Origin of the sequence: Sulfuracidifex metallicus DSM 6482 = JCM 9184 (genome assembly GCA_032834875.1) — an archaeon.
Lineage (GTDB): Archaea > Thermoproteota > Thermoprotei_A > Sulfolobales > Sulfolobaceae > Sulfuracidifex > Sulfuracidifex metallicus.
Genome location: CP135238.1, coordinates 1,501,568 through 1,526,276, shown reverse-complemented (window position 1 = coordinate 1,526,276; position 24,709 = coordinate 1,501,568). Strand labels below are relative to the sequence as shown.

Here is a 24,709-nt window from a genome sequence, read left to right as displayed (position 1 = left end):
AAGTAAATAAACCTTAGTAAAGCCGACCAATGATGAGAATCATAACTGCAATGGTAACTCCTTTCAATTTAAAGGAAGAAATTGACTTTCCAGCAGTAGAACAAATGATATCGTTCCAAAAGAAGAACGGGATTAATGAGTTCTGGATCTTAGGAACTACCGGAGAGTTTAACATGCTAAATGAGGAGGAAAAGGTTTCATTAGTAAGAAAAACATTAGAAAAAACTAAAAGCGAAGACTTGCACGTAGGAGTTAGCTCGGATTCCGTATCTAACGCAATAAGGTTAGCCAAGAAATTCATAGACTTGGGAGTTGGTTCTATCTTCAGTTTACCTCCTATTTATCATAGAACCGAATTAAAGGGATTGATTACTTACTTCGATTCTTTGAGAAAAACGGGGGACAGAGTTACCCTATATTATAATCCGTTGGCAACGGGCTTCAATATTCCACTAGTTTACATCGAGAAGTTACTCGAAGAAGGATTAATAGATGCGATTAAGGTATCTACAAACAATTTCCAAGAATTCCAGAATTTCATTAATTTGAGAGAAAGAACAAAATTTACGCTACTTTCTGGAAACGATTCCATGATACTGGAAGCCTTTTTAGGGACTGATGGAGTAGTGTCGTCAGTAAGCAACTTTGCTCCTGAACTCTTTGTCGAGATATCGAAAAAGGCATCAGAAGGATTGTCTACTGATATACTTAACGTCACAAACAAAATAAAGAAGCTATCTGAGGTTACAAGCATGAAAGATTATCCTACTGGGGTTAAAATAGCGATGAAATACAGGGGACTTTACGTGGGGAATTGTAGATCTCCCTTACAAGAAGACCCCAACGCTCAATCTGTTATTTACTTTACTTTGAAGGAACTAGAACTCTAAGAAATAGATTTTTCTAAATATTTTTGTTATTATTGTTAAATAATATAAATACTACATTTTGAGTAGAGCCTAGCTTATCCTTCAATGAAATTATTATTAACATTACCTGATAATTTTGAAATTGACTTTTTTTTATGTGAAATTGAAGATAAACTTGAGCATAAACTCTATCATTAACTTGACTGAAAGTGCTTTTTATTGCTTTTACAGAATAGAAATCATGACATGAAGGGAAGAATACCGAATCGTTAGGTAGGAAAGATATCAAAACTGGAAGAGTCTCCGTTGAATTGATAACTATCAGATCAGGATACACCGAAAACGAAGAACCGTGAGAACATAATAGGGATAAACTCATAGCAAAATTGAATAATTGAGAGTTAGTGAGAGTTAACCTACTTGCATTTGATTGATTTGAAGAGAGCGAACTTGGAGTCTCGTTCAAAACATCGTAAATTGTACTTACATTAACTAATAATACCTCTATAGTGGAATTCCTAGAAACGTTAGGAGAAAACGAGGGAACCTTGCTATAAGTTGTTCCATAAGATAAATAGAATACTGATTGATTGTACTCCCTTACTATTCCTTCTTCGCTAGAAGTTACTACTCCTTCTAGTCTTGATGGAGATTGCATCGCAGAAAGGACGAAGGGTAAAAATAACGCCACAACAGCCAACGATACAGAAGCCATTATGCCAGCGGCTGCCACTAACCACGTCTTCACATCATTCATTCTAATAACTATATTTATATTCTTATTCGAAATTCAACATGGCTTTTAGTTAGTCCTACAATTTAGGGAAAACCTTATATAGTGAGATCTAATCATCTTAATCTCAAAATGCTGAAAATCTGGTTTATTCACATAGGTATTGCAACTATAGGAATTATAATTACCGCGTTAATACTGATTGAGTTTTTGAAATTAAATAAGGAATTTAAGAGCAAGACTTCCAAGGTTCTAAGTATCCTTGGAGGTTTAATGGTAGCTGAATTCTTCTCCTTCTTAATTGATTTTATAATGTGGAGAAATGACTCGAACCCAATTTACATTTTCCCATCATTGGTAACGATTGTAATGGCATTTTCAAGCTTGCTAGTATTTTACTATTATATAGCAAAGCTATAACGAATGAATTGATTTTAAGTAACAAATAAATTAAGTTGATATATTTTTCATTTTCTTTAAAACATCTCTTATGAAATATACAGCCGCAGTAGATATTGAAAGAAATCCGAAAATCTCGCTTGCCCCCGTACCTTGATAAAACAAAGACAGTGCAATGAATATTACTAATGAAGTAAGAAAGAACGATGCGAGAAACATAGAATTGGGAAGTATGGTATTCCTTATTCTTATGTAGTCCTCAAGAACTACCTTACTGACTACATATCCGTCATCCACTTCTCTGATCAGACCTTCTTCCATTAATTTCTTCAAATGATAGTGAACCAAGGATTTCGAACTCATGTTCAAGTCTCTCTGTATCTTGGTCAGCCTAACTGGTTTCTTCTGCTTTATCATGTAGTTATAGATCTTCAACGTTGTTCCCGAAAGCTCTGCCATTGCTATATCTCTCTTTTCTGTAACTCAAAAAAGTTTCTAGAATTTTATACAGATGATTCTTGCGAAAGGTTTAAACGTTTTAAAGTTTACAGTTCTTTGATGTCTTCCGAGAAAAGAATCAAGGTAATCGTGGCTAAACTTGGCTTAGATGGCCATGATAGAGGTGCCAAGGTAATAGCAAGAGCTCTTAAAGATGCTGGAATGGAAGTAGTATATACTGGATTAAGGCAAACTCCAGAACAAATCGTAAAGGCAGCGATACAGGAGGACGCGGATGTAATTGGAATAAGCATACTTAGTGGTGCTCATTTAGAACTCATTCCCCACATTACAAAGTTGATGAAAGAGAATCATATAGACGATGTAGTTCTAGTTGTAGGAGGCGTAATTCCTCCACAGGACATTCAAACGTTGAAAAACATGGGCGTAGATCATGTCTTTATCCCAGGCTCAAACCTAAAGGAAATCTCAGAATTCATCAAGGAAGCTGTAGCGAAGAAGAGGGGCCAAAAGCTTGAGCGAACTTCTTGATAGGGCTATCAAGGGAGACGAGCTTTCAATAGCCAGACTTCTGACTAAAATAGAATACGTAGATCCACAGGGACTTATAGCCCTGGAGGAGCTAAGCAAAAGAGCGGGAAAAGCTTTCACTATCGGAATAACGGGTATACCAGGAGCTGGTAAGAGTACAATAATAGGTGCTCTCATAGAGGAATATCTTAAACGCGGACATAAAGTAGGAGTCGTAATGATAGATCCATCTAGTCCTTTCACTAAGGGTTCCTTCATGGGAAATAGGATAAGGATGCAGGAGAAAACCATGTTAGATAACGTCTTTATAAGGAGTCTGGCTTCAAGAGGCCATCTTGGAGGAGTATCTGCAGAGGCATTAATGCTAATAGAGGCATTGGACGGTTTAGGTTTTGATAGAATAATAGTGGAAACTGTAGGCGCAGGACAAACTGATACAGAGATAGTATCCAGTGTTCATTCAATAGCTGTCCTTACAGTTCCTGGAACGGGGGACGAAATCCAGGCTTTGAAAGCTGGAATAATGGAAATAGGTGACTTTTACGTAATCAACAAGGCTGATAGACCTGAGGCTGAGGCTTCCTACATTTCGATTAAGTTCGCTATAGATTCAGCAGAAATAAATTTCAGAGATGGATGGAAACCGTTAGTTCTCAAAACTATCGCAACTAAAGGAGAGGGGATAAAGGAGCTAGTTGACACGTTTGAAGAGCACAGATCATTCTTGGAAAGCAAGGGCATTTTTTCGAAGAGGATACTCGAAAGAAAGTCCAAGATGATAGAACTAATTGTAAGGAGAGAAATTGAGCAGCTATTACAGAAAAGTATGGAAGAGAGAAAAGAGGAATTGATCAAATTACCCCTAATGAATGCTGTATATTCTCTCAGAGCAGAATTATTAAAGAAGATGAATAAATAAAACAAAAATTACGTTGTCGTCGCGCAAGCTTACATTTATTTTAACGGCTTATAATGCCCTTACGTTTCATTTCTCTGACTACAAGCTCTCCTATTCTAGTTAAGCCATAATACTTATGATGGGTTCTTGTTTCCTTTTTAGGTTTAGATTTTCTATCTCCAAACTTTATTACTTTAGATTGAGCCTCCTCGAATATACCCATCCTTTCTAACTCCTCCAGCTTGGGTATTATCTCCTCGATAGGCTTGTGAGTAAGCTTTGCATAAGTTAAGGCATGATCTGCATTGAGCTGATCTGCAAGAGACACTAAAGTCAAATATAGATCATCAGACTTTAGTAGATTTATGTAACCCTTAATTAACATCCTCTCGTCAAGCTTCCTTAAAAGATGGTCTCCGATTCTCGTTAAAGTATAATACGTATGATGCTTGTGTACCTCAGAGCTAAGTTTAAACTTAGCTTCTGTGTTCTTCAACGTTGCGCCATGAACTCTCTCTATTAATCCTTTCTTTTCTAAATAATCTAGAATATCTACGACGTCTTGTATTGGAATCTTGGTGTTAAGCATAATTGATTTACCATAGTCAACATTAGCTTTCTTTAAATGCTGAAGAACTTGTAGGTACCTACTATCTACGAGTACATCTTTCAACTTGTCCATTAATATTTGATCCTCATCTGACATCACAGACCCTTCAGGAACTCCTTTATTTTAACATTGAAACCATTTGCGTCGTCTAAATAGCACGCATGTTGCTTGCCTACATTGTAAAACTTGGAGGTCTTTATATACCTTTGTATGAGCTCAGCGTTACTCCTAGGTGAAACGCTATCTTGAGAGCCCCAGATCAGCAAGACTGGTTTACCGTCAAGTTTAGGAAGATACTTCTCGTATGATGGAACTCCAACTGCGCCGACTAGTACAAGTCCTCTTACCTTCTCAGGATGAGTTACAGCAAAACCTAAAACTGCCTCACCTCCCATCGATGCACCTAAAAGAATTGGTTTATCTAGCTTCATTGTATCAACGAATGAGTTGATAAAGTCACTCAAACTTCCAAAGTTGCCTGAGGAAGACTTACCGTAACCAGGAAAATCAACAGAAATTGCTTTATATCCAACTTCAGCTATTGCGTCGATAGTTCCAGTTTCCTTATACGTATAGGCGTTAAACCTAGCTCCATGAAATAATAGAAAGGGTTTACCTTCCCCCTTTTCTAGATAATGTATCTTAACTCCATTTACTTCCACGTACTTGTCTTCTAATGACAACATAACTTTAACTTATACTTTAATGTCTTTAAAGTTTTTTTTCAACTTTTCCATTTAAATATATTACATATAAAAATAGATATAACATTTTTATACATTAATTTATATATAAGTTCTAAATATCATATATGAGAAGAGAAATTAAAAATATTATAAAACTATTTAATTAGATTAATTAGTTATCCACCCATAAACGCACTTTTAAAGATAATTAGTCTCAAAGTTCTATCCTTTAAAGAGTTTTTTAAAAAGGTTTATTAAGTACGTTAAATGAACATATATTTAGATAAACATGCCAAAGGTTCTTGTACTAGGAGGAAGATTTGGAGGATTAAGTGCTGTATACACATTAAAGAGATTAGTTGGAAATAAGGCTGACATCAAGCTGATAAATAAGGATAGATTCACTTACTTTAGACCCGCTCTGCCTCATGTTGCTATAGGGGTAAGAGACGTAGAGGAGCTAAAGATTGACCTTAGTCAAGCGATGCCAGAAAAGGGAATTCAGTTCCAACAAGGAGAAGTAATGAAGATCGATGCTCCAAAGAGCACTGTAGTATACAAAAGACCTGATGGGTCAATAGTTGAGGAAGATTATGATTACGTAATAGTAGGAATAGGTGCACATCTAGCAACTGAGCTTCTAAAGGGTTGGGACCAGTACGGTTACAGCGTATGTGAGCCAGAATATGCTGTAAAGCTCAGAGAAAAGCTCAATAACTTCAAAGGAGGTAACATAACCATTGGCTCAGGATATTTCTACCAGGGACATAATCCTAAGCCAAAGGTTCCTGAGAACTACGTACCAACAGGAGACTCAGCTTGTGAAGGACCAGTATTTGAGATGTCTCTCATGTTACATGGTTACTTCATGAAAAAGGGAATGCTCAACAAGGTGAAAATGACTGTATACTCCCCTGGTGAGTATCTATCGGATCTGTCAGTAGGATCAAGGAAGGCAGTTGCGTCAATATACCAGCAGCTAGGCGTAAACTTAGTTCACGGATTTAGGATTAAGGAAATAACTGACAAGGAAATCATATCTGAAGATGGAAAGAAGCTACCAAGCGATCTAACAATAGTCTTACCACCATATACTGGTAACCCAGCTCTAAAGAACTCCACTCCTGACCTAGTAGACGACGGAGGATTCATACCCACTGACGGAAACATGGTTTCTATAAAGTACGATAACGTCTATGCAGTAGGAGACTCCAACTCACTCACAATACCGAAGTTAGGGTACCTTGCAGTAATGACTGGAAGAATAGCTGCACAGCACTTAGCTAACAGATTAGGAGTTCCAACCAAAGTAGATACATACTATCCAACCATCGTATGCGTAGCTGATAATCCTTACGAAGGATTCGCGGTGGCAGTCAAAGATGATACTTGGTACGGTGGAAATGTAACAGTCGCTGATCCAGCACCGATGAACCACTTGAAGAAAGAACTATTCACGAAGTATTTCATGTGGACTAAAGGAGATATGGCACTAGAAAAGTTCCTCGCAAGCTGGTGATTTTTTTAATGAATACCCAACTTGATGCTTTAGATAAACTTCTTTCTGAAGATAAATTAGATAGTCTAAACAGAATGCTTGATATAATTCAAAGCGCTGACAAGTTAGGACTTCTGGATGTAATAAGAGGAGTACTGGACGACGAAGAGTACGTTGGTAAGATACTAGGAGCTATAGTGAACGACAGAACAATGGAAATAGCTACAAATTGGAACAAGCTTTTAGACCTAGTAGAGATGTTCACTGACGCTGATACCATATCTAACCTTAAGTATTTGCTAGGCTTCTTCGGAGATCTAAAGAAGACTGGAATTTTGGATCCTATAAGAGGAATGCTTACTGATGAGGAATACCTTGGTAAGATACTAGGAGCTATAGTGAACGACAGAACAATGGAAATAGCTACAAATTGGAACAAGCTTTTAGACCTAGTAGAGATGTTCACTGACGCTGATACCATATCTAACCTTAAGTATTTGCTAGGCTTCTTCGGAGATCTAAAGAAGACTGGAATTTTGGATCCTATAAGAGGAATGCTTACTGATGAGGAATACCTTGGTAAGATACTAGGAGCTATAGTGAACGACAGAACTTTAGGATTGATTGAAAAGTGGGACAACCTAATAGACCTAGTTGATGTCGTAGCTGACGAAGACACTGTTAACGCCGTAAAGAATGTGCTTGACATACTGAAAGACCTAAGTAAGAACGGCGTATTAGATCCAATAAAAGGACTGATAAAAGACGAGGAAAGCTTAGGAAAGATAATAGGCGGGGTAGTCAATGATTTCACACTTAACTTGATGACCTATTGGAATCAAATAACAAAGGACTTAGCTACAATCGATCTTAATAACTTCAAGTACTTCACTTACTTAATAAGTGCTACTGGAGAAGCTTTAAAGACAGAGAACGTAAAGCCAGTAAAAGGAATGTGGGCAATTTTAGGAGAACTGAAGGATCCAGATGTGCAGAGAGGAATGGGAGTAGCATTCGCAGCTTTGAGACAGATCGGTAAACTATACGATCCCAATAACGGCAAAATAGCATTGCAAACGAAACAATAAAGTAGGCAACATAGTATTTTATTTATAACTTTCTTCTTATTTTTTAGGACTTCTTAGAAAAATTTTTATCCTTTAGACCTTCTGCTTCGATGACTACTTTATCGTTTATCTCATTTCCTATATATGACATCTATAATAGAGTCATCAACAGGAAGATCAAAAGAACGTATTATATCTCGGCTTAGATACTTGAGTATAGAACCAGATCTTATGACCCAGGGCGGAGAAGACATCACTGACAAGACCTTTATTAGTCTATCTCCTTTCACTAAAAAGGCCTTGCCTGGAGATAATAAAAACAGATAATCTAAATGAGATAGTCTAACTGGTGATATAGCATCATTATATGACTCTATTATTTCACAGTCATGCTCAGTTTTTCCCAAAAAATTCTGGAGACTGTTTGACACATCTTCATGAGAATCTAGAATCGCCTGAACCAAGTCGTCTATCTCAATTGGATTAAATCTTTTTATTAACTTATTAACATCTTCTAAATTAATTATTATTTTTCTTATAGCTTTAGAAACATAATAATGATCTTCTATTTTACTGCCTAGAAAACGAGATCTTCTCATCATAAAGAAGAAGTCACTCGACATATATTTTTCATATTCTAGAAAATCCATGTTAATCTTTTCAAGGTCTATTGGAACAGAGATTATTGATACAGGATTTATGTAACGCGGATCTATTCCTGTGGCCTTAAAGTATTTCAATGCATCGTTCCCTATGAGAAGACCCAGATTTAGAGACTCCTGAACTGTATATTGACTATACCAGATATTGTGACCTGCTACTGGTTTGAAAGGAAATATCCTTTTTCCTATTGAGCTAAAAAGATAGATTAGTTTTAAAGAAAAGGTGGTTTTACCGGCATCAAAAGGAACTAATCCACTTACCAATATTCTGGTCATTTTATCCTAATGATTTTCTAACTAATGCCATTTCATAAAGGAAGCGTTTAGCCTCAGCGTTTTCCCCCTCCTTTACTGAAAGGAGAAACATGCTGCTAAGTAACCTATGTTTCTTAAATTCATATGAATTATCCTCGCCTACTTTGATTCCAAGGTTATTCTCTGCGTATTCTGCATCCTTCTTAATTTGGGCGGTCACTTTTTCATCTATCTTCCATGCATCTTTCAGTAAATCCAATGATTCCCAGTTGAAGTACTTTAATGCTCGTTTAAGATCATCCTTTATGAACTTATATTGAGAAAATACGTTTTCCACATCTGCGTCCTTCATAGATGACAGTGACGATATACCTATTATTTCTGGAGGTATCCCTATGGAGTAAAATGCTCCAGTAAAGGATATTGCTCTAGGTAGAGTTACCTTACCCGTGCTCCTAGAGTATCCAAAGAGTCCTATATGAAGTTTTCTAGCTCTACGTCTGGGCATCAAAGATGCAACTTGATTCACTACTCCTGCCAAGGGCTCTATTACCGCTTGATACGATACAGTGAAGTTGTCAGCTACATTCTTAAGCGACATCTCGACGTCTGAGTCTAACTCCACTGGCTCCAAAATTGGAGAATTATTTATATCGGATACGGACTTTTCAACAACGTCCGGAGGATAATCATACTTGTAGGCCGACTGTATTGTGAATGTATATACTCCTTTGTATTCCTCCATTACGTTTTTGTAGTTTTCTGGATTCATGTTTCCTCTGAAGGGAAGTGAACCCACTCCAATTATAGGAAATACTTTAATGTTAAGGGTTCTGGATAATTTGCTTAGCTTACTTAAAGCGACTTTTGCAGATAGTACAGCTGATAGCATACCGTAATTCATAGCTGGATCGGATCTAGCTAGAAAGACCCTTACGTAGGCCGGCTTAATGGCTTTAACGTAACCACCTACAATCTCGTCTGCTTTCATTAGGGAATCTTTGTCCTCTATTAACGGAATCACTTCAACCGTCTTAGGTTGTATCTCACCCACTAGATCTCTGACGTATAACTCGTCCCAAAGTCTTACGTCTTGTTTCCCGGCAACCACCTTTTCATAATACTTTGCTACTCCAATCAACTCTATGGACTCTGTGGTGAAAGGAAGAATAACTTCAAACACTGGAATAGCGTTCTTTCCGTAGAATTTCTCAGCTATATCGAAATTATTCGGTATGCTCTCCAATGTTTCCGCGAATACTTTTCTGTCAGCACCCTCTATTCTAGGATTTGGGAGTCTGTATGTAACAAAGACGTCAACTCCAATTTGCCTCTTCTTGAAATATTCTGGATATCGTGAAAAAAGCTTTCTTATTACGTGGGTATCTACGTCCTTACCTTCAGCGTCCCACATCACCTCCTGAACGTTGTAGTTACTAAACGCTAGAAAAGCTTCAGTTACCTCATCCTCTCCCTCAATTGCCTCTCCTCTGCTCCACTCTGGTACTCTGGCGTTGTCAGGATGCTGTGTTGACATAGTTCTAGGAATGAGTCTCATTTCACTCTACATCTTTGATTTAGTTTTTATCTTTTTCTCATAAAGGAACCAATAAAATTAACATTATAGTAATTTATTTCTTTCCTCAAGGTAACCATATACATTCTCAATGAGTGGATGCTTATAAAGGGAAGAGGGTAAAATCATAACCATGGAGATTGGTCAAGAAGCTCCAGATTTCGAAGCCGAATCCTCTAAAGGTAACGTGAAACTTTCCTCTTACAGGGGAAAGAAAGTGATACTTTACTTTTACCCTAAGTCGTTTACCCCAGGCTGTACTAGGGAAATGGAGAGATTCAGTGAAATCTATGACCAAATCAAGGAAAACAACGCCGAAGTCATAGGCGTGAGTGTAGATTCCATTTCCACTCAAAAGAAATTCGCCGAAAAGTATGGCAATAAGTTTCCAGTTGTCTCTGATAAGGAAAAAAGAATTTGTGAGGTATATGGCGTTCTAAATGAAAAAGGAACTAGTGCACAGAGAATAACTTTCATTATAGATGAAAAAGGTAAAATAATAGAGATTCTAAAGAAGTTGAAGAAAGCTGAAGAACACGCGGATAAGGCCCTTGAGATTATAAAGACAAAGAGATAGGAAGGAAATAAGAAGAGGAGAAAAATAAAAGAGGAACAAAAAAATACGCAGTTATATTACTATTTAATTTTTATATATCCTTTTCGAATATCTTTCACATGATTTCATCAAAGGAAATGAGAATTTTGGAAATAAATAGTGAGGCACTTGGAATACCTACTTTATTGCTTATGGAGAACGCTGGTTCATCTGTAGTAGATGAAATAAAGAAGAGGATAAATTTATCCGGGAAAAAGGCAGTGATTTTTGCCGGTCATGGAGGAAAGGGAGGTGACGGTCTAGTCGTTGCAAGACACTTAGCAGAAGAGGGAGTAGAAGTAGAGGTTATTCTCTTGGGTGAAAACAAACATAAGGATGCCGTAGTTAATTTGAACGCTATAATTGATATGGACTATTCAGTAAAAATTAGAAATTTAAATGGAGATCAGATAAAGCCCGTTGAAGCAGATATCCTAGTAGATGCGATGCTTGGAACCGGTCTAAAAGGTGAACCCAGAGAACCCTTCAAGAGTGCAATACAAGCTTTCAATGATAGCAAGGGATTTAAAATATCTATAGATCTCCCATCAGGCTACGACGCTGATAAGGGCTGCGTAAACGAGGTTTTCGTTAGGGCTGACCTAGTTGTAACTTTTCACGATATCAAGAGGGGTTTAGCTAACTTAAATAACATAGTAGTAAGAAAAATTGGAATACCGCTTGAAGCTTCAATATACGTGGGCCCAGGAGACGTTTTACTTAATATGCCAAAAAGAGATCCTAGATCTAAAAAGGGAGATAACGGGAGGGTAGCGGTAATTGGTGGAAGCCATCAGTTCTCTGGCGCTCCATACTTTTCGTCTATGGCCGCCCTTAAAACTGGAGTAGATCTTGTATATGCTGTGGTTCCAGAGTCAATTTCAAGAGTAATCTCTGAAAGGTCCCCTGACTTGATAGTAATTGAAACAAAGGGAAATGATTTCTCCAAATCAAATTTAGATGATATTAAGGAGATAATAAAAAGGGTTGATTCAGTAGTGGTGGGTCCAGGGATGGGTACTTCTCAAGAAACAAGAGAGTTTTCCAAAGAAATAGTTAAGCTATTAATGGATATGAACAAACATACTGTGCTAGACGCGGATGCACTCAAGGCGTCTGCAGGAATGAGGCTAAACAAGAATTTCGTGATCACGCCTCATGCAGGTGAGTTCGAAATTTTCTCAGGAGTTAAACCATCGCCCTCAATTAAGGAAAGGATAAAACAAGTGATCGAGATATCAAACAAATATAACGTTAACATATTACTTAAGGGTTTCGTAGACGTTGCTAGTGAAGGAATTACGTTTAAACTGAATAAAACGGGGAATCCTGCTATGACTGTCGGAGGTACAGGAGACGTTTTAACCGGCATAATAGCAGGGCTGATGGCAAGAAAGGTAAATCCTTTTATGTCGTCATATATGGGTGCATTCATTAACGGAATTGCAGGTTCCATCGTTTATGAAAGGCTTGGAGAACACCTTAAAGCCTCAGAGATTATCGAAGCTATACCAGATGCTATGAACGACCCATTAAGTAATTTTCAAAAAAGGACCTACAGAAGAATTCTAGAGTGAACTACCCTGCCCTTACGTACAGCGCTTCCTGTTTTCTAGCCTCACCTAGCAACGCAGAGAACGAAGCCCCACAATGAGGGTCGTTCCGACCCCGATCTCCTCAGGATGTTGAGGGAAGCGTGGTAGAAGCGGTCTGCGATCTATTGTAGTGTTTGGGAATAGAGTTGTTTGTATTGTTCACCCTGTTTCCTTAAGTCGAGAGCTAATTGTCTCAACTCCATCTCCGTGAGCCATTTTCCGTCTCTTTCATGAAAATAGATGTCTGCCCAGCGTAGGGTGTTGTATACTTCTGACGCTAACTTCAACTGGACTTTTAACACCATCAATGTTTGTTCATCAGTGTAAGCACGGAAGCATAACCCTAAGGTTGACATTAAGAGCATTTTTGGAAGGAAGAATTACTTAAGTGAGGTTATCCATTCCCCCATCTTTCGGAAGGGATCTTCTGCCCCCTTAAGCCCATCAAGATAAATATCAGTTTCGAGTTACCTCTTCATTCATATCGGTATTGAAGTCAGTCATCACTTAGTCAAGCTTTACATTGGGATCATTTAATATTTTTTCATATGAGTCAAGTATTTTAGGTAAGCACTCTTTAGACTTTAACTGAAGTTGAACTTTAACTTCCGGCTCAACTTTCTTGTCCGATAAGAAGGAAGATAACATATATATTGTAGAATATTTTACGAAAATATCCCTTGAATTCTCCTCTTTCATTTTCTCTATTTCTTTTAACCATTCTAGCATTTTATCTTCCCCTAAATAACTTACCAATTTTTCAAAAATCCCTCTTGCATGTCTAAATTCGGTCATAGACTTTTCTGAAATTATTTTGGCTTCCTCTATTTTCTTCGCCTGCTCTAACTTTCCAGCTGACAGTTTTAGGAGAAAGTGATCTTCAGAATTTGCGATAAATAGTTCTTTTAAACCCATTTCAGTTTTAGGACCTAACCTTTGCATACTATTTACTTGTACTACACAATAAAATTTTTTTGGAAAAAATCTGTGAAGGTCTATACGTTACCTTATTTGCTGCTATTATGCCTTGCGATGAATCCATAAGATTAACGGTATCAAGATAGTAAGAAACGTATGCTTAAACTTCTAGATTATATTTTTATGTAACTTAGTCTACAAACTAATGCTTATATATTGGGAGGAGCTAAGATTAGATTCAGACCCAAAATGGTATCCGAAACCCAAAAAGTAACCGAGCTATTAGGAAAGTTCGCAGTAACAGAGGATAAGGCACACACAGATGAGTACAACAGAGTTGCAATGGCAGCTAAGGCTGAAGGACATGCTGACGTAGAAGCTATGCTGTGTGCATACGCTGCTCAGGAGAAGGAAATAGCTGACAGCGCTAGGAAAGTAACCGAGCTATTAGGAAAGTTCGCAGTAACAGAGGATAAGGCACACACAGATGAGTACAACAGAGTTGCAATGGCAGCTAAGGCTGAAGGACATGCTGACGTAGAAGCTATGCTGTGTGCATACGCTGCTCAGGAGAAGGAAATAGCTGACAGCGCTAGGAAAGTAACCGAGCTATTAGGAAAGTTCGCAGTAACAGAGGATAAGGCACACACAGATGAGTACAACAGAGTTGCAATGGCAGCTAAGGCTGAAGGACATGCTGACGTAGAAGCTATGCTGTGTGCATACGCTGCTCAGGAGAAGGAAATAGCTGACAGCGCTAGGAAAGTAGCTGGCGCTTAAGCTCTTAAGCTAATTTTTATCAATTTTTAAACACTCTATTTTTCGGGTAGTAGTTGGTATTACTTTCCTATTTATCGAAATACAAATAAATGTTATTTCTTATTATGGCTTTATGGACATAGGTTTTATCATTGGTGAAGCGACACCACAAGAAGCGTACATGATTACGTTGGGAAATATAAGGCTTGGCACTTACGTCGTAATAGAGTACGATGATATCAAAGCTCTAGGCCTTATAACATGGCTAACCAGAGGTAGTCCTTTGCTAGATGGCCAAGTAAACGATATAGAAATGGTTCAGGATATGACTAAGAACAAGGAAAGAATACCCCATTACATAAAAGCTACAATAAAAGTCCTTTGCGATCTTAATCAGAACGGTAGATTGCCTACATTGCCTCCTTACCCGGGCACAGTAGTTAGATTAGCAACCAGAGACGAACTGAATGCCATATTTTCTTCTGGCGAGCTCAGAATAGGAACTTTGGTAGGAACTGACGTCCCAGTAAAAATATCCATAAACTCATTATCAAGACATTTGGCCATATTAGCTGCAACTGGATCTGGAAAGTCTAACACGATAGCAGTTCTGTCCGAAAGGATAGCTGAGTTAGGGGGAGCGTCCTAATTTTCGATTATCATGGGGAATATTCGGACAGCGACATAAGGAACTTAAACGTACTCGAACCTAAATTAAACCCATTGGAACTAACCCCAAGGGAGTTCGCCACTTTACTTGAGATTAGACCTAATGCATTCAAGCAATATAGGGTTCTAAGAAGGGCTTTTAGTGAAACCGTAAAAGAATTCAGAGATTTTTTAACTAAGGGAGAGATAGATCTTGTTAATGCCAATTCAAATTTCTTCTCAAAGCTGGAGGAAAAAATAGAAAATAACGAAGATGAAAAAAAGGAAACGAAAGATGAGGTTATAACTAAGGTAGAAGAGTTTCAGGACATATACTCAGGGATAGTAGATATCATTGCTCCTGATATTGGAGAAAGATTGAAAAGTGAAGCAGTAAATGTGGTAAATCTAAGTCCTATGGAACCTGAAAGTATGGACGCTTTAGCAGCGCATTATCTACGAAAAATATTAGATTCAAGGAAGGCGGTTAAGAGAGGAGGATCTGGAATTCCATTTCCAGTAATAGCAGTGATAGAGGAAGCTCACATCTTCCTGTCAAAAGATAACGATACATTAACCAAGGGATGGGCATCGAAGATAGCTAGAGAAGGAAGAAAGTTCGGAGTCAGCCTTTTCATAGTTAGTCAAAGACCAAAGGGACTTGACGATACGATTCTAAGTCAAATGACTAACAAGATAATTCTAAGGATAGTAGAGCCTAACGACAAAAAATATGTACTAGAATCAAGCGATAACCTTAGCGAAGATTTGGCTGAGCACCTCTCTTCCCTTGATGTAGGGGAAGCAATAGTAATTGGTAAAATTGTGGGAATTCCAGCTATCATAAAGGTTGATAAATTCTCAGGAAGGCTAGCCGGAGCAGATCCAGACCTTATAAAGGAATGGAAGGAACAGATATCGGAAAGGGAACTGAAATCAAAGTTTGCTTCATTCGGTGAATAAAAAATGCAGCTACTTCATATATCTGATACACATCTAGGAAAAAGGCAGTACGGATTAGAGGAAAGGGAAAGTGACGTCTATGAGACGTTTAGCAATCTCATAGATCTCGCGATAGAAGAAAGAGTTAAGGCGGTCATTCATACAGGCGACTTATTCGATCAACCAAATCCTCCAAATAATGCAATATATCATGCATTAACTGAAATTAAAAGATTAACTGAAAAAGGAATAATGTTCTTAAATATACCAGGGGATCACGACACTCCGAAAAGGAACGGAGAGAAATATCCACAAAAAATATTGGAAATAGCTGGTCTAAAGCTTCTCAATGATTCTTCTGTAACGCTAGAGGACCGCGTGAAGGTAAAGATTATTGGTTTTAAACATACGCCTACTTTGATAGCCGAAGGGTTAAAGGATAAATTGAGGAACACTAAACCTGAGGCTGGAGCGAAAAACGTGATAATGTTACATCAAGGAATAAAACAAATATTACCTTACGCTTATTCTTGGCAGATTTCCCAAGGGGATCTGCCCTCAGGATTTGACTATTATGCGTTGGGTCACTTTCATACGAGAATGCTCCAAAAGTTCGGAAATGGAATGTTAGGCATTGCTGGATCTCCAGAGATTATAAGAGAGGAGGAAATTGAGGGATATGAGAAGAAAGGAAAAGGAGCCTTCTTGGTAGATTTATCGAAAGACGTTAATGTGCAACCAATCAACCTAGACATAAGACATCAGGAAGTAATTGCTATTGATACCGACAACTTCCAACAGGAAATAAACAAAATCATAGATAAGATGAAATCCCTAAATAACAAAAAGAAGCCTATCCTTCACCTTGAGATTAACGGAAAGCCTTCAAAACAGATGTTAGAATACATGAATAGACTTCAAAGCGTAGTCCTTCACTATAGAATTATAAAGTACAACGTATCTGAAACGGAAGATAAGCTAAATGTAAAGGTTGAAAATACTACCACCGTCAATGAGCTTATTAGAGAATTCTTAACTAAACGTGGTTACTCTAAGGAAGATGCAGATCTACTTATTGAAGTAATCAATGACGTTGAAAATGAAGAGAAGGTGAACAAAACCATCAAGAAAATTGTAGGTTTAGTGGATTGAAATGAAAATAGAGGGACTTTATTTAAAGAACTTTTTAAGTCATGAGAGCACAGAAGTGGTATTCAACGATGACGTAGCGGTAAACGTCATAATCGGACAAAACGGAGCAGGAAAGACTTCCCTAATACAGGGAATAATCTTTTCCATATTTAGGGAAGCTGACAAAGGAAATCAAGCCGACTTGGTCAGAAAGGGTGCAGTGGAAGGCACCGTGAAGATGAAGTTTAGATGGGGAAATAGAACGTGCGAAGTAATCAGGCACGTTTCAGTTAAGGGCAAAGCTGAAGATGATATTTTGGTGTGCGATGGTATACCAAAGGCGAGGGGGATTAGAAAGGTATCAGATGAAATGGTTAACATGTTAGGTGTGAACGGAGACCTAGCTAAGTCCACCTTCATCGTAAGGGAAGGTAAAATTATGGACATATTGGAGGAAAATATCTTGGGAGAAACGCTCTCAGAGACAATAAAGGCGGATAAGCTGAATAAACTTACCGATAGCAACGGTTACATAAGGTCGATAATGAAAGAAGTAGAGAAAGAACTTGAAATCATTAATGAACTTGAGAGACAGATTGAAGATGACAGAAAGTATCTGGAACTAAAAAGGAAGGAGCTCAATGATAAAAAAGGAGAGATAACTGCAATAACTGCAGTCCTTGACTCCATAAAAACCGAGGAAAATGCGTTAAGAATCAGATATGACGAGCTAAAGAAAAGGAAAGAGTCTTACATTGAATTAAACAAAGAAATGACGATGAAGAGACAAGAAGTAGAGAAGCTTAACCAAGAAATAGAGTCACTTTCTAAATTAGTTTCAGACATAGATTTGCTTAGAAAACAGCTAGAATCCCTTAAGAGCTATAAGGAAATGGAAAGCGAAATCAACAGTTACTCCGAAACTAAGCAGAACCTGGAAAAACTAAGGAATCTGCTTGAAAATCAAGAGAAAGAAATAAAAAATAAGCGAATTAAGCTCAAGAAGAAAGAAGAAACAGAGCCATTCTATTACAAGTACTTGGAGATCCAGGAAAGGCTTAAGTTAAACAAAAAGGCTTTGAATGATCTTTCCAGATATAAAGGACAACTTGATAAAATAAAGGAAGAGTTAGATAGAACTCAAGAAGAAGTTTCTCAGATTGATGTTGAAAAACTTCAACAAGAAATAGAGGACTTAACAAGAGAAAGGGAAAACAAAGGAAAAAACAGGGATGATATACAGAAGGAAATAGGAGGAATTGAGAGCCAAATTAGAGAACTGGAAGATTCTTTGAGGAGAGTTGAAAAACTTGATTCTGATACATGTCCTATATGTGGAAGCCATTTAGATGAGGAGCATAAGCAAAAAATTCAACAGGAAAAGGAATCAAAGCTTATAGTACTGAAGAAACGTAAGGAAGATTTAAAGCGTGAACTAGAGGACCTAAAAAGTAAGCTAAACTCATTGGATGGAAAAATAGAATTACTTAAAGTTAATTTATCTGAAATTAAATCTAAAATAGATAGACTTGAGAAACTAAAAAAAGATTTTGACCTAATTAATAATAAAATTAACGATTATGATAAACTTGAATTTATTGTTAGACAAGATGAAGAAATCATAGAAAAGGAGGAGCTGGAAGCCAAGTTCAGGACTTACCTTTCTGTGAAAGAAGTTACAGAAGAGGAAATACGGGACATGGAATCTGAGAAGCAAGAAATTCAAATTCACATTGAAGATCTTAGCAATAAGCTCAAGACAGTAGAGCGTAAGTTAAATGGACTTACTGTGGAACAAGTAAGGGAAAAAATTGAAGATTATAATAAAATTGATAGAAAAATAAGGGATATTGAAAAGTATGAAGAGGTATTAAAAAAGGATAAGGAGAAGTTAAGCGAGATTAAAAATGACATTGAAGAAATCTCAGCGAGTATTTCTCGATTAAACTATAACCAAGAAGAGTACAATGAAGTGGAGAGAAGAATTGAGAAAGTGAGAAAAGAACTTGAGGATAATATCAGTAAGAGGGCAGAACTTCAGGGAAATATTACACAACTAGAGAAAGAAATAGAGCAAAAGGAGAAAGAAATGCATGAAAAAGAACACAGAATATCTAAGAAACAAGCTTATGAGAACAGCGAGAAAAAATTAGAGAAACTAAGAGAAGATTTAGGTGATAGCGGGCTTAAGAAATTCTTGATAGAGTCAGTTATTGCTTTACTTGTAAGCAACCTTAACGATATATTGGGGAAGTTCGATTTGGCCTTTAGGAACGTAGATATTAAAGCCGTGACCTCGGGAAGAACTAAAATCAGAACCGATTTCAAAATCGAGATATATAATACTAAGGGGGATTCTCTATCTATAGATAATTTGAGCGGAGGGGAGAAAATCTCTTTAGCGCTAGCGCTTAGGCTTGCCCTCACTAGAATAATTTCTAACCCAGGGTTTATAATATTAGACGAACCTACAGTTCACTTAGATGAAGAGAGAAGGAAAAAACTGATAGAGATAATAAAGAGCGTAAATAACGTAGTACCCCAAATACTGGTCATTACGCATGACGAGGAAGTCCTTGATGCTGCAGATGTGGTTTTCAGGGTAACGAAAGAAAACGGGGTAAGCAAAGTTAGAATTGAGCTACCGGGTGAAAGCTAATGATTAAGGAAGTATATAACAGCCTAGTCAACAACTACCTTAAAATAAAGAAGGATCTTTTTGCGTTCTCTGATAAAGTAAGCAAGGAAACACAGGAAAAAATTAAGGATATCTGGATCGAATACCTTCCTAAGGGAGCGGATCCTAAAGGAACCTTAGCAATAGACGGAGGGATGTTCTCAAAGGAAGTAAGAACAGGAGTAATATTCGTAGTAAATGCAGAAGCAGTCACCCACGACGGAGAAAAAACTGTACCTAAAGACAAGATGGCTTTAGTTGGTGCCTTCAAGCCAGGTAATGATGCAAAAGACATGACTGGACTTACCATGGAGGCAATGGAAATCAAATTGGGAATCTTAAACCCTTCCCCATTGATTTTAATGGACGGTAGCATTAGAAAGAAAATAGGTAAAAAGGTAGATGAAAAATATGCCTATTTAATAGATGAAATAAAAAGTACAACTTTAAGTAGGGAAATAGTTTCTTTAAATCTAGAAGATGAAGAGAAAAAGAAGAATTCTTTGATGTTAGAGAATAAGTTACTCATAAGCAAGCTAAAGGAAACTGCGAGTACGTTATGGATTTCCAAAAAGAGCAAATCATCTGATGTGTTTAATTCTTTTTACTCTGATATGACAATATTAGAACTCTTCACCCAAATGCCAGGCTATACTAAGCCTATAATTCATCAAATAGACGAGAAGGTAACCGGCGGCCTAAGGGAACTAGATGGATTGAAGGGAGAATATTCGACGTTTTATATTAGATTAAATAAAGGAACTATGATCCTTAGGGTAGACGTGTTCGGTAGAGTGACTGATAGGGAAATAGAAAACATAATGGACAAACTATCATCTGACTCCATAAAGGGGTATCCTTATCCTCTTATTAAAGCGCACACAGACGTTAAGGTATCAAAGAGCGACAGAACTAGAATAATGAACATGATTGGAAGGTATAACAACACTGGAGTTAACTGGTGGCCTTATCAGTTTCGTTGATCTCGAACTGAACTGTTACATGGTTTATATTATATTTTTTTAATACTTTTTCTATTTTTAATCGTCTTTTTTCTAGATCTTCAAGGCGATCGTCGGGATTTGCTTTTAGGTGAAGTGTAGCCGCGTTAATGTGGTCGCAGACAGCCCAAACATGAAGGTGATGCACTGAAGGGTCTATTTGCCTAAGTTGTTCCTCAACTTTAGCCATATCTATTGGGGACCTTTCCATTAAAATGGAATAAGAATGTCTCAGTATAGGAATCGATATATAAATATTAAAAATTACTAAGACAATTGCAATGATAGGGTCTAAAACGTTCCAATTAGTAAATAGAATCACAATACCAGCAAAAGCACCTACTATATAGTTAATCGAATCCATGACTGCATGCTCTTTAATACCGTACCTACCATTTGCTAAAATTACCGAAAAAGCAGCTAAAAACGAACCTAAAATCAAAGGTAATTGATAACTAAATGGAGAACTCTCTACCTCCTCTAAAGAAACGATTACTGCAACCAACGACCCTATGAGTACTATTCCTACGTTCATTATAACGGAAAACACTTCCGCCCTATGTAAGCCATAAGTGAATCCTCCATTCCTCAAGTTAAGATCTCTAACAATACGGGTCGAAACTAAAACCACAAATAAATCCCCTACGGCGTGTATAACCTCAACCAAAGAAAGAGATGAAAAGTCCATCAGGTTTACTAGAAAAAGCGAAAGGAATGCTGTAAAGAAAGCTATGCTCGTCTTTTCCATTACTATAAAGTATAACTTCGATCATTTTTAACAATATTTAAGCGATACCCTAAAAGATATTTTTACTAATATTATGACTTAGATTTCCTTTGTTATATTCAACACAGTCTTTATGATATCTATTTTCTCCTGTACGTCATTAAGTAAGTTTATCATGTCATTATACCTTCTCCTTATAAAAACTGAAGACGAAAACGTCATATCATCAAGCCTCTCCTCTAGCCTTATTACGTCCTTCTCTATTCTTGCTTTCAATTCTACATAAAAAACATATAAGTCGTACATGGTGAACGTTATTCTCTCTCCGTCATCTCTAAATGCATAGAATGGACACAAGTAGCAAAAAAGGGAATGAGGGACGATCTCTCCGTCTTTTTTCCATGCTGTAAGAATCTTGCTATTTTTATGAAACTTCTTACATGCCCCATCAATGTAAAAGACACAGTTCCTCATTTTACTTTCTCCTTCGTTCACTAACTTATCATATTCCTTTAGTCTAGAGGATAGTGCAAGATCTATTGATAACCTAGTGAAATTCTCCATTTATGATAATACTTTGTTGTTGTCCCTTTTAGATTTTCATCAAAAACAACTTTCTTTCATGGATAGCTAAAGTGGTAATTAGTTTTCAAAAATAACCCTTAATAAAATATTAGTTTCCATAGCTCAACAAGTAATTAACTCGTTAAATTACGCATGATGTTGCGTTTTTGTACACAATAACTTAAAAGCTTCACACGCAGCTAGTTTCTATTATGGGACTAGTTAGAGAACCTATTACGGTTAGACCTTACGATACGTTACTGCAAACACTTAAAGTAATGATTACGGATTACGTGCCGAAGGCTATAGTGTCAGATGAGAAAGGGCAACCGCTTGGAATAGTTACGCAAAAAGATATATTAAAGTTTATATATTACCATGGAGAGAAAAGATCTTTCTCTTCAATTAGGGTTTCGGAGTTCATGCAAAAGGAATTCATCTCCGTGAAAGAAGGTCTGGATTACCTAGAGGCAGCAAACATATTTGAATCCAAGAAGGTTCCAATGTTGGTCATTACTTCCCAAGAAGGCAAGATAATCGGAATGATAATTAAGAGCGACCTAGCTGGATTCTATGCAAGCAAGATTAGAGGTCTGCATAAAGTAAAGGATTACATGACTAAGGATCCTATTGTGGTCTCCACTACAGAATCCGTTTACGAGGTATTTAGGTTAATGGTAGAGAGAAACTTAGGCAGAGTGATCCTTAACGACTCTGAAGGAAAGGTTGAAGGAATAATCACTACTACTGATATGCTGTTTGTAGCACCGTTCCTAAGAGGAAAAAGTGAAACAAAAGTGGAAGACCTAATGAATCCAGATCCATTTGTTGTTTATGAGGACGAAGATCTAGCCTCTGCTGCTAAACTGATGGCCACGAGAAAAATAAAGAGCGTCCCAGTCATAAACGACAACGGCAGAGCTGTAGGAATAATTACAACATCAGACATAGTTAAGGCGTTAACCAGCGAAAGCGTAAGGGAGTACTTGTATGAAATAAAAATGTATACTACATCTTTCTAATTTCTAACTTTTTATTACATCTAGCTTATGATCTATTGAGTTCTCTTTATCCCTTCTATCATCTATCTTTACTATGGTGACTATCCTTTTTACACCCTCCTTTTCCAACCTATCGTTTATTTCCTTAATCAGTGAACCTAAAGTTGTTATATCATCCAGCTCAATGGTAGTCATTGACGGCGCTGGATAATACTTCAAACCCTTTTCCTTAAGGACTTCAAATGCTATTTTCACATATTTCGAAAGACTTGTAGATGATGTCCCAATAGGCTCGACTGAAATATCTACTAGATATCTAGCCATGTGTGTTACTGACGATCAATGATATAAAAACTTAAAATATATCTTAGAATTTTATTATTAAAAAATAGAAATTGTAATTTATTCTCTATATGTATACTCAATGTAATAAATTTAGCGCTTTTAACTTTAACGACATTAATTTTAAATAATTATCAACTGAGAATAACTACTAGTATGAGTGAAGCTATCGCCAATGAATTAAGAAAGAGAGGGCTAAAGGTAACTCCGCAGAGACTTGCAATAATGCGGATAGTACAGAAGCAGGGTCACTATAACGGAGAACAAATTTATGAGGAACTAAAGAAGACAGAACCGAGCATAAGTCTTTCAACCGTTTATAATACCTTAGAGACATTAAGGGAAGCTGGACTAGTCAACTCCTTTGAGATAAACGGAATGAAGTGGTACGAAGCTAGAGTAGAACCACATGCTAATGTATACTGTGTTGATAAAAACGAAATAATTGATATGGAGGTTGATGCGTCATCAATTATTAATGACATGAGAAACAAAGGTGCAGAAGTGAAAAACTTGAATATTGTTGTGTATGCGGAGTGTTCTAAGCTGAAAGAACAGAAATAAGCAATTTGACGAATTTCTCCCTATCTGCCTTGAGCACTATTTCTGCATTGGGCTTATTTCCTGTCATATTGTACCAATCTACAAGCATCCCTCCTCTTGACATTCCACACGTCTCAACATTAACGTAGAACTTTGATGTCTTTACTGCGATACTATTGTCATATGAAATAGAGACGGTAAGGGAGTCTGGGTGAACACTGCCGTCTAAGCCTTCTTTAGATTTAGAGAATTCTCTCATTATTTCATTAGCCTTAATGAAAAGATATGATCTCCTTGTTCCTAAACTTTTTATTTCTTCCCATTCATCGTCGTAAACTATAGCGCTTTCTTCTGTAACCTCCCAAGGCACGATCGTTATATCGAAACCAGCATTGAGAACTATCTGCGCGGATTCTGGATCAGTCCAGAAGTTGAATTCCGCTAGAGGAGAAGTATTCCCTCGAGAGAACGCTCCTCCCATAATCCATATCTTTTTTATTAAGGAAGGCAAAGTAGGTTCTTTCAAGAAGGCTAATGCCAGATTGGTAAGAGGAGATACTGCAAAAACCTCAAGCTCTCCCTGATATTTCCTAGCAAGTGAGATGATAGCGTCTGACGCGAACTCATTTTCGACGCTTCCTTTTACTTCTATCTGGTTAATATTGCCCATGCCATGAGTACCATGAACTTCCTCAACAGTTCTCCATATTCCTAGCAAAGGACGCCTGCTCCCAGCGTAAATGGGAACGTTCAGACTCAGATACTCTTTAGTAAATATTGCATTTTTTATTTCATTTTCAAATTTTACATTGCCAGCAACAACTGTTATAGCCTTGAGGTTTGTTAAAGCTGAGGCTAAGGTTATTGCAGTTGTATCATCGCTAGCAGTATCTGAGTCTATTAGAGTTGGAGTTTCACGCTTTCTAAACAAGTATTTATCAACTTGCATTTAAACTCAACAAGTAGAGAAAGTATAACACTGCAAATTAACCTTTACTACGCTGACACATTCTCTTTATAAAC

At 37.2% G+C, this 24,709-nt stretch carries 25 protein-coding genes and 2 pseudogenes; 15 read left to right on the top strand and 12 right to left on the bottom strand.

Annotated features, from left to right (window positions below; all coding sequences use genetic code 11):
* Positions 1–29 precede the first annotated feature (29 nt).
* On the top strand, positions 30–890 hold the full coding sequence (locus RQ359_RS08420; protein ID WP_083476913.1) for a dihydrodipicolinate synthase family protein: 861 nt from the start codon (positions 30–32) through the stop codon (positions 888–890).
* Positions 891–903: 13 nt separating this feature from the next.
* Here RQ359_RS08420 and RQ359_RS08415 read toward each other — a convergent pair whose 3' ends face one another.
* Positions 904–1,617: a hypothetical protein gene (locus RQ359_RS08415; protein ID WP_156016896.1), complete on the bottom strand. Its 714-nt coding sequence runs from the start codon at positions 1,615–1,617 to the stop codon at positions 904–906.
* 117 nt (positions 1,618–1,734) lie between these two features.
* On the opposite strand from RQ359_RS08415, the gene RQ359_RS08410 reads away from it, so the two are divergent.
* Positions 1,735–2,022: a hypothetical protein gene (locus tag RQ359_RS08410; protein ID WP_054837958.1), complete on the top strand. Its 288-nt coding sequence runs from the start codon at positions 1,735–1,737 to the stop codon at positions 2,020–2,022.
* Positions 2,023–2,052: 30 nt separating this feature from the next.
* Here the strand turns inward: RQ359_RS08410 and RQ359_RS08405 are convergent, their stop codons facing one another.
* Positions 2,053–2,460: a winged helix-turn-helix domain-containing protein gene (locus tag RQ359_RS08405; protein ID WP_054837959.1), complete on the bottom strand. Its 408-nt coding sequence runs from the start codon at positions 2,458–2,460 to the stop codon at positions 2,053–2,055.
* Between the two features lie 96 nt (positions 2,461–2,556).
* On the opposite strand from RQ359_RS08405, the gene RQ359_RS08400 reads away from it, so the two are divergent.
* Together RQ359_RS08400 and meaB are read left to right on the top strand one after the other, a co-directional pair.
* Positions 2,557–2,991: a cobalamin B12-binding domain-containing protein gene (locus RQ359_RS08400; RefSeq protein WP_054837960.1), complete on the top strand. Its 435-nt coding sequence runs from the start codon at positions 2,557–2,559 to the stop codon at positions 2,989–2,991.
* Positions 2,975–3,910 (top strand): methylmalonyl Co-A mutase-associated GTPase MeaB, encoded by a 936-nt coding sequence (gene meaB / locus RQ359_RS08395; RefSeq protein ID WP_054837961.1) that lies wholly within the window; start codon positions 2,975–2,977, stop codon positions 3,908–3,910. The genes RQ359_RS08400 and meaB overlap by 17 nt, the downstream gene beginning before the upstream one ends.
* A 40-nt stretch (positions 3,911–3,950) precedes the next feature.
* Here meaB and RQ359_RS08390 read toward each other — a convergent pair whose 3' ends face one another.
* Together RQ359_RS08390 and RQ359_RS08385 are read right to left on the bottom strand one after the other, a co-directional pair.
* A complete protein-coding gene (locus tag RQ359_RS08390) occupies positions 3,951–4,595 on the bottom strand; it encodes a DUF2250 domain-containing protein (protein ID WP_054837962.1) in 645 nt (214 codons plus the stop codon).
* A complete protein-coding gene (locus RQ359_RS08385; RefSeq protein WP_156016898.1) occupies positions 4,595–5,185 on the bottom strand; it encodes an alpha/beta fold hydrolase in 591 nt (196 codons plus the stop codon). The genes RQ359_RS08390 and RQ359_RS08385 overlap by 1 nt, the downstream gene beginning before the upstream one ends.
* A gap of 289 nt (positions 5,186–5,474) precedes the next feature.
* On the opposite strand from RQ359_RS08385, the gene RQ359_RS08380 reads away from it, so the two are divergent.
* Positions 5,475–6,704 (top strand): NAD(P)/FAD-dependent oxidoreductase, encoded by a 1,230-nt coding sequence (locus RQ359_RS08380; protein WP_054839173.1) that lies wholly within the window; start codon positions 5,475–5,477, stop codon positions 6,702–6,704.
* A gap of 8 nt (positions 6,705–6,712) precedes the next feature.
* Positions 6,713–7,771 (top strand): DUF1641 domain-containing protein, encoded by a 1,059-nt coding sequence (locus tag RQ359_RS08375; RefSeq protein WP_457921161.1) that lies wholly within the window; start codon positions 6,713–6,715, stop codon positions 7,769–7,771.
* A gap of 110 nt (positions 7,772–7,881) precedes the next feature.
* Here the strand turns inward: RQ359_RS08375 and RQ359_RS08370 are convergent, their stop codons facing one another.
* On the bottom strand, positions 7,882–8,688 hold the full coding sequence (locus RQ359_RS08370) for a hypothetical protein (RefSeq protein WP_054839174.1): 807 nt from the start codon (positions 8,686–8,688) through the stop codon (positions 7,882–7,884).
* A gap of 1 nt (position 8,689) precedes the next feature.
* On the bottom strand, positions 8,690–10,225 hold the full coding sequence (gene ppcA, locus RQ359_RS08365; protein ID WP_054839175.1) for a phosphoenolpyruvate carboxylase: 1,536 nt from the start codon (positions 10,223–10,225) through the stop codon (positions 8,690–8,692).
* A gap of 151 nt (positions 10,226–10,376) precedes the next feature.
* Here ppcA and RQ359_RS08360 point away from each other — a divergent pair, with 151 nt between their 5' ends.
* Together RQ359_RS08360 and RQ359_RS08355 are read left to right on the top strand one after the other, a co-directional pair.
* Positions 10,377–10,820 (top strand): peroxiredoxin, encoded by a 444-nt coding sequence (locus RQ359_RS08360; RefSeq protein WP_156016902.1) that lies wholly within the window; start codon positions 10,377–10,379, stop codon positions 10,818–10,820.
* A 98-nt stretch (positions 10,821–10,918) separates the two neighbouring features.
* Entirely contained in the window at positions 10,919–12,415 is a 1,497-nt protein-coding gene (locus RQ359_RS08355) for an NAD(P)H-hydrate dehydratase (protein WP_156016904.1), read from the top strand.
* 143 nt (positions 12,416–12,558) lie between these two features.
* On the opposite strand, the pseudogene RQ359_RS08350 reads toward RQ359_RS08355, so the two are convergent.
* Positions 12,559–12,789, bottom strand: a pseudogene (locus tag RQ359_RS08350) (RNA-guided endonuclease InsQ/TnpB family protein); the annotation flags it as partial.
* 151 nt (positions 12,790–12,940) lie between these two features.
* The gene (locus tag RQ359_RS08345) at positions 12,941–13,348 is read right to left on the bottom strand and encodes a hypothetical protein (protein ID WP_457921160.1); all 408 of its coding nucleotides are present in this window, start codon (positions 13,346–13,348) and stop codon (positions 12,941–12,943) included.
* Between the two features lie 219 nt (positions 13,349–13,567).
* Between RQ359_RS08345 and RQ359_RS08340 the strand changes: the two genes are divergently transcribed.
* The 5 genes and pseudogenes from RQ359_RS08340 to nurA all read left to right on the top strand — a co-directional run bounded on the left by RQ359_RS08340 (position 13,568) and on the right by nurA (position 20,491).
* Complete coding sequence (locus RQ359_RS08340; protein ID WP_156016906.1) at positions 13,568–14,131, top strand: rubrerythrin; 564 nt, start codon at positions 13,568–13,570, stop codon at positions 14,129–14,131.
* A 112-nt stretch (positions 14,132–14,243) separates the two neighbouring features.
* Positions 14,244–15,721: pseudogene (gene herA / locus RQ359_RS08335) on the top strand (DNA double-strand break repair helicase HerA).
* 3 nt (positions 15,722–15,724) lie between these two features.
* The gene (mre11, locus tag RQ359_RS08330) at positions 15,725–16,852 is read left to right on the top strand and encodes a DNA double-strand break repair protein Mre11 (protein ID WP_156016908.1); all 1,128 of its coding nucleotides are present in this window, start codon (positions 15,725–15,727) and stop codon (positions 16,850–16,852) included.
* Position 16,853: 1 nt separating this feature from the next.
* Positions 16,854–19,490, top strand: coding sequence for an AAA family ATPase (locus RQ359_RS08325; protein ID WP_156016909.1), 2,637 nt, complete (start codon positions 16,854–16,856; stop codon positions 19,488–19,490).
* Entirely contained in the window at positions 19,490–20,491 is a 1,002-nt protein-coding gene (gene nurA / locus RQ359_RS08320) for a DNA double-strand break repair nuclease NurA (RefSeq protein ID WP_156016910.1), read from the top strand. The genes RQ359_RS08325 and nurA overlap by 1 nt, the downstream gene beginning before the upstream one ends.
* On the opposite strand, the gene RQ359_RS08315 is transcribed toward nurA, so the two are convergent.
* On the bottom strand, positions 20,463–21,257 hold the full coding sequence (locus RQ359_RS08315; protein WP_156016911.1) for a cation diffusion facilitator family transporter: 795 nt from the start codon (positions 21,255–21,257) through the stop codon (positions 20,463–20,465). The two genes, nurA and RQ359_RS08315, sit on opposite strands and share 29 nt — an antisense overlap.
* Before the next feature lie 78 nt (positions 21,258–21,335).
* On the bottom strand, positions 21,336–21,800 hold the full coding sequence (locus RQ359_RS08310) for a hypothetical protein (RefSeq protein WP_156016913.1): 465 nt from the start codon (positions 21,798–21,800) through the stop codon (positions 21,336–21,338).
* A gap of 212 nt (positions 21,801–22,012) precedes the next feature.
* On the opposite strand from RQ359_RS08310, the gene RQ359_RS08305 reads away from it, so the two are divergent.
* Entirely contained in the window at positions 22,013–22,822 is an 810-nt protein-coding gene (locus RQ359_RS08305) for a CBS domain-containing protein (RefSeq protein ID WP_054838345.1), read from the top strand.
* A gap of 3 nt (positions 22,823–22,825) precedes the next feature.
* Here the strand turns inward: RQ359_RS08305 and RQ359_RS08300 are convergent, their stop codons facing one another.
* Entirely contained in the window at positions 22,826–23,125 is a 300-nt protein-coding gene (locus RQ359_RS08300) for an MTH1187 family thiamine-binding protein (RefSeq protein ID WP_054838346.1), read from the bottom strand.
* 174 nt (positions 23,126–23,299) lie between these two features.
* Between RQ359_RS08300 and RQ359_RS08295 the strand changes: the two genes are divergently transcribed.
* Entirely contained in the window at positions 23,300–23,707 is a 408-nt protein-coding gene (locus RQ359_RS08295) for a Fur family transcriptional regulator (RefSeq protein WP_156016915.1), read from the top strand.
* Here the strand turns inward: RQ359_RS08295 and RQ359_RS08290 are convergent.
* Entirely contained in the window at positions 23,685–24,635 is a 951-nt protein-coding gene (locus RQ359_RS08290; RefSeq protein ID WP_156016917.1) for a nucleoside hydrolase, read from the bottom strand. The two genes, RQ359_RS08295 and RQ359_RS08290, sit on opposite strands and share 23 nt — an antisense overlap.
* Positions 24,636–24,709 lie beyond the last annotated feature (74 nt).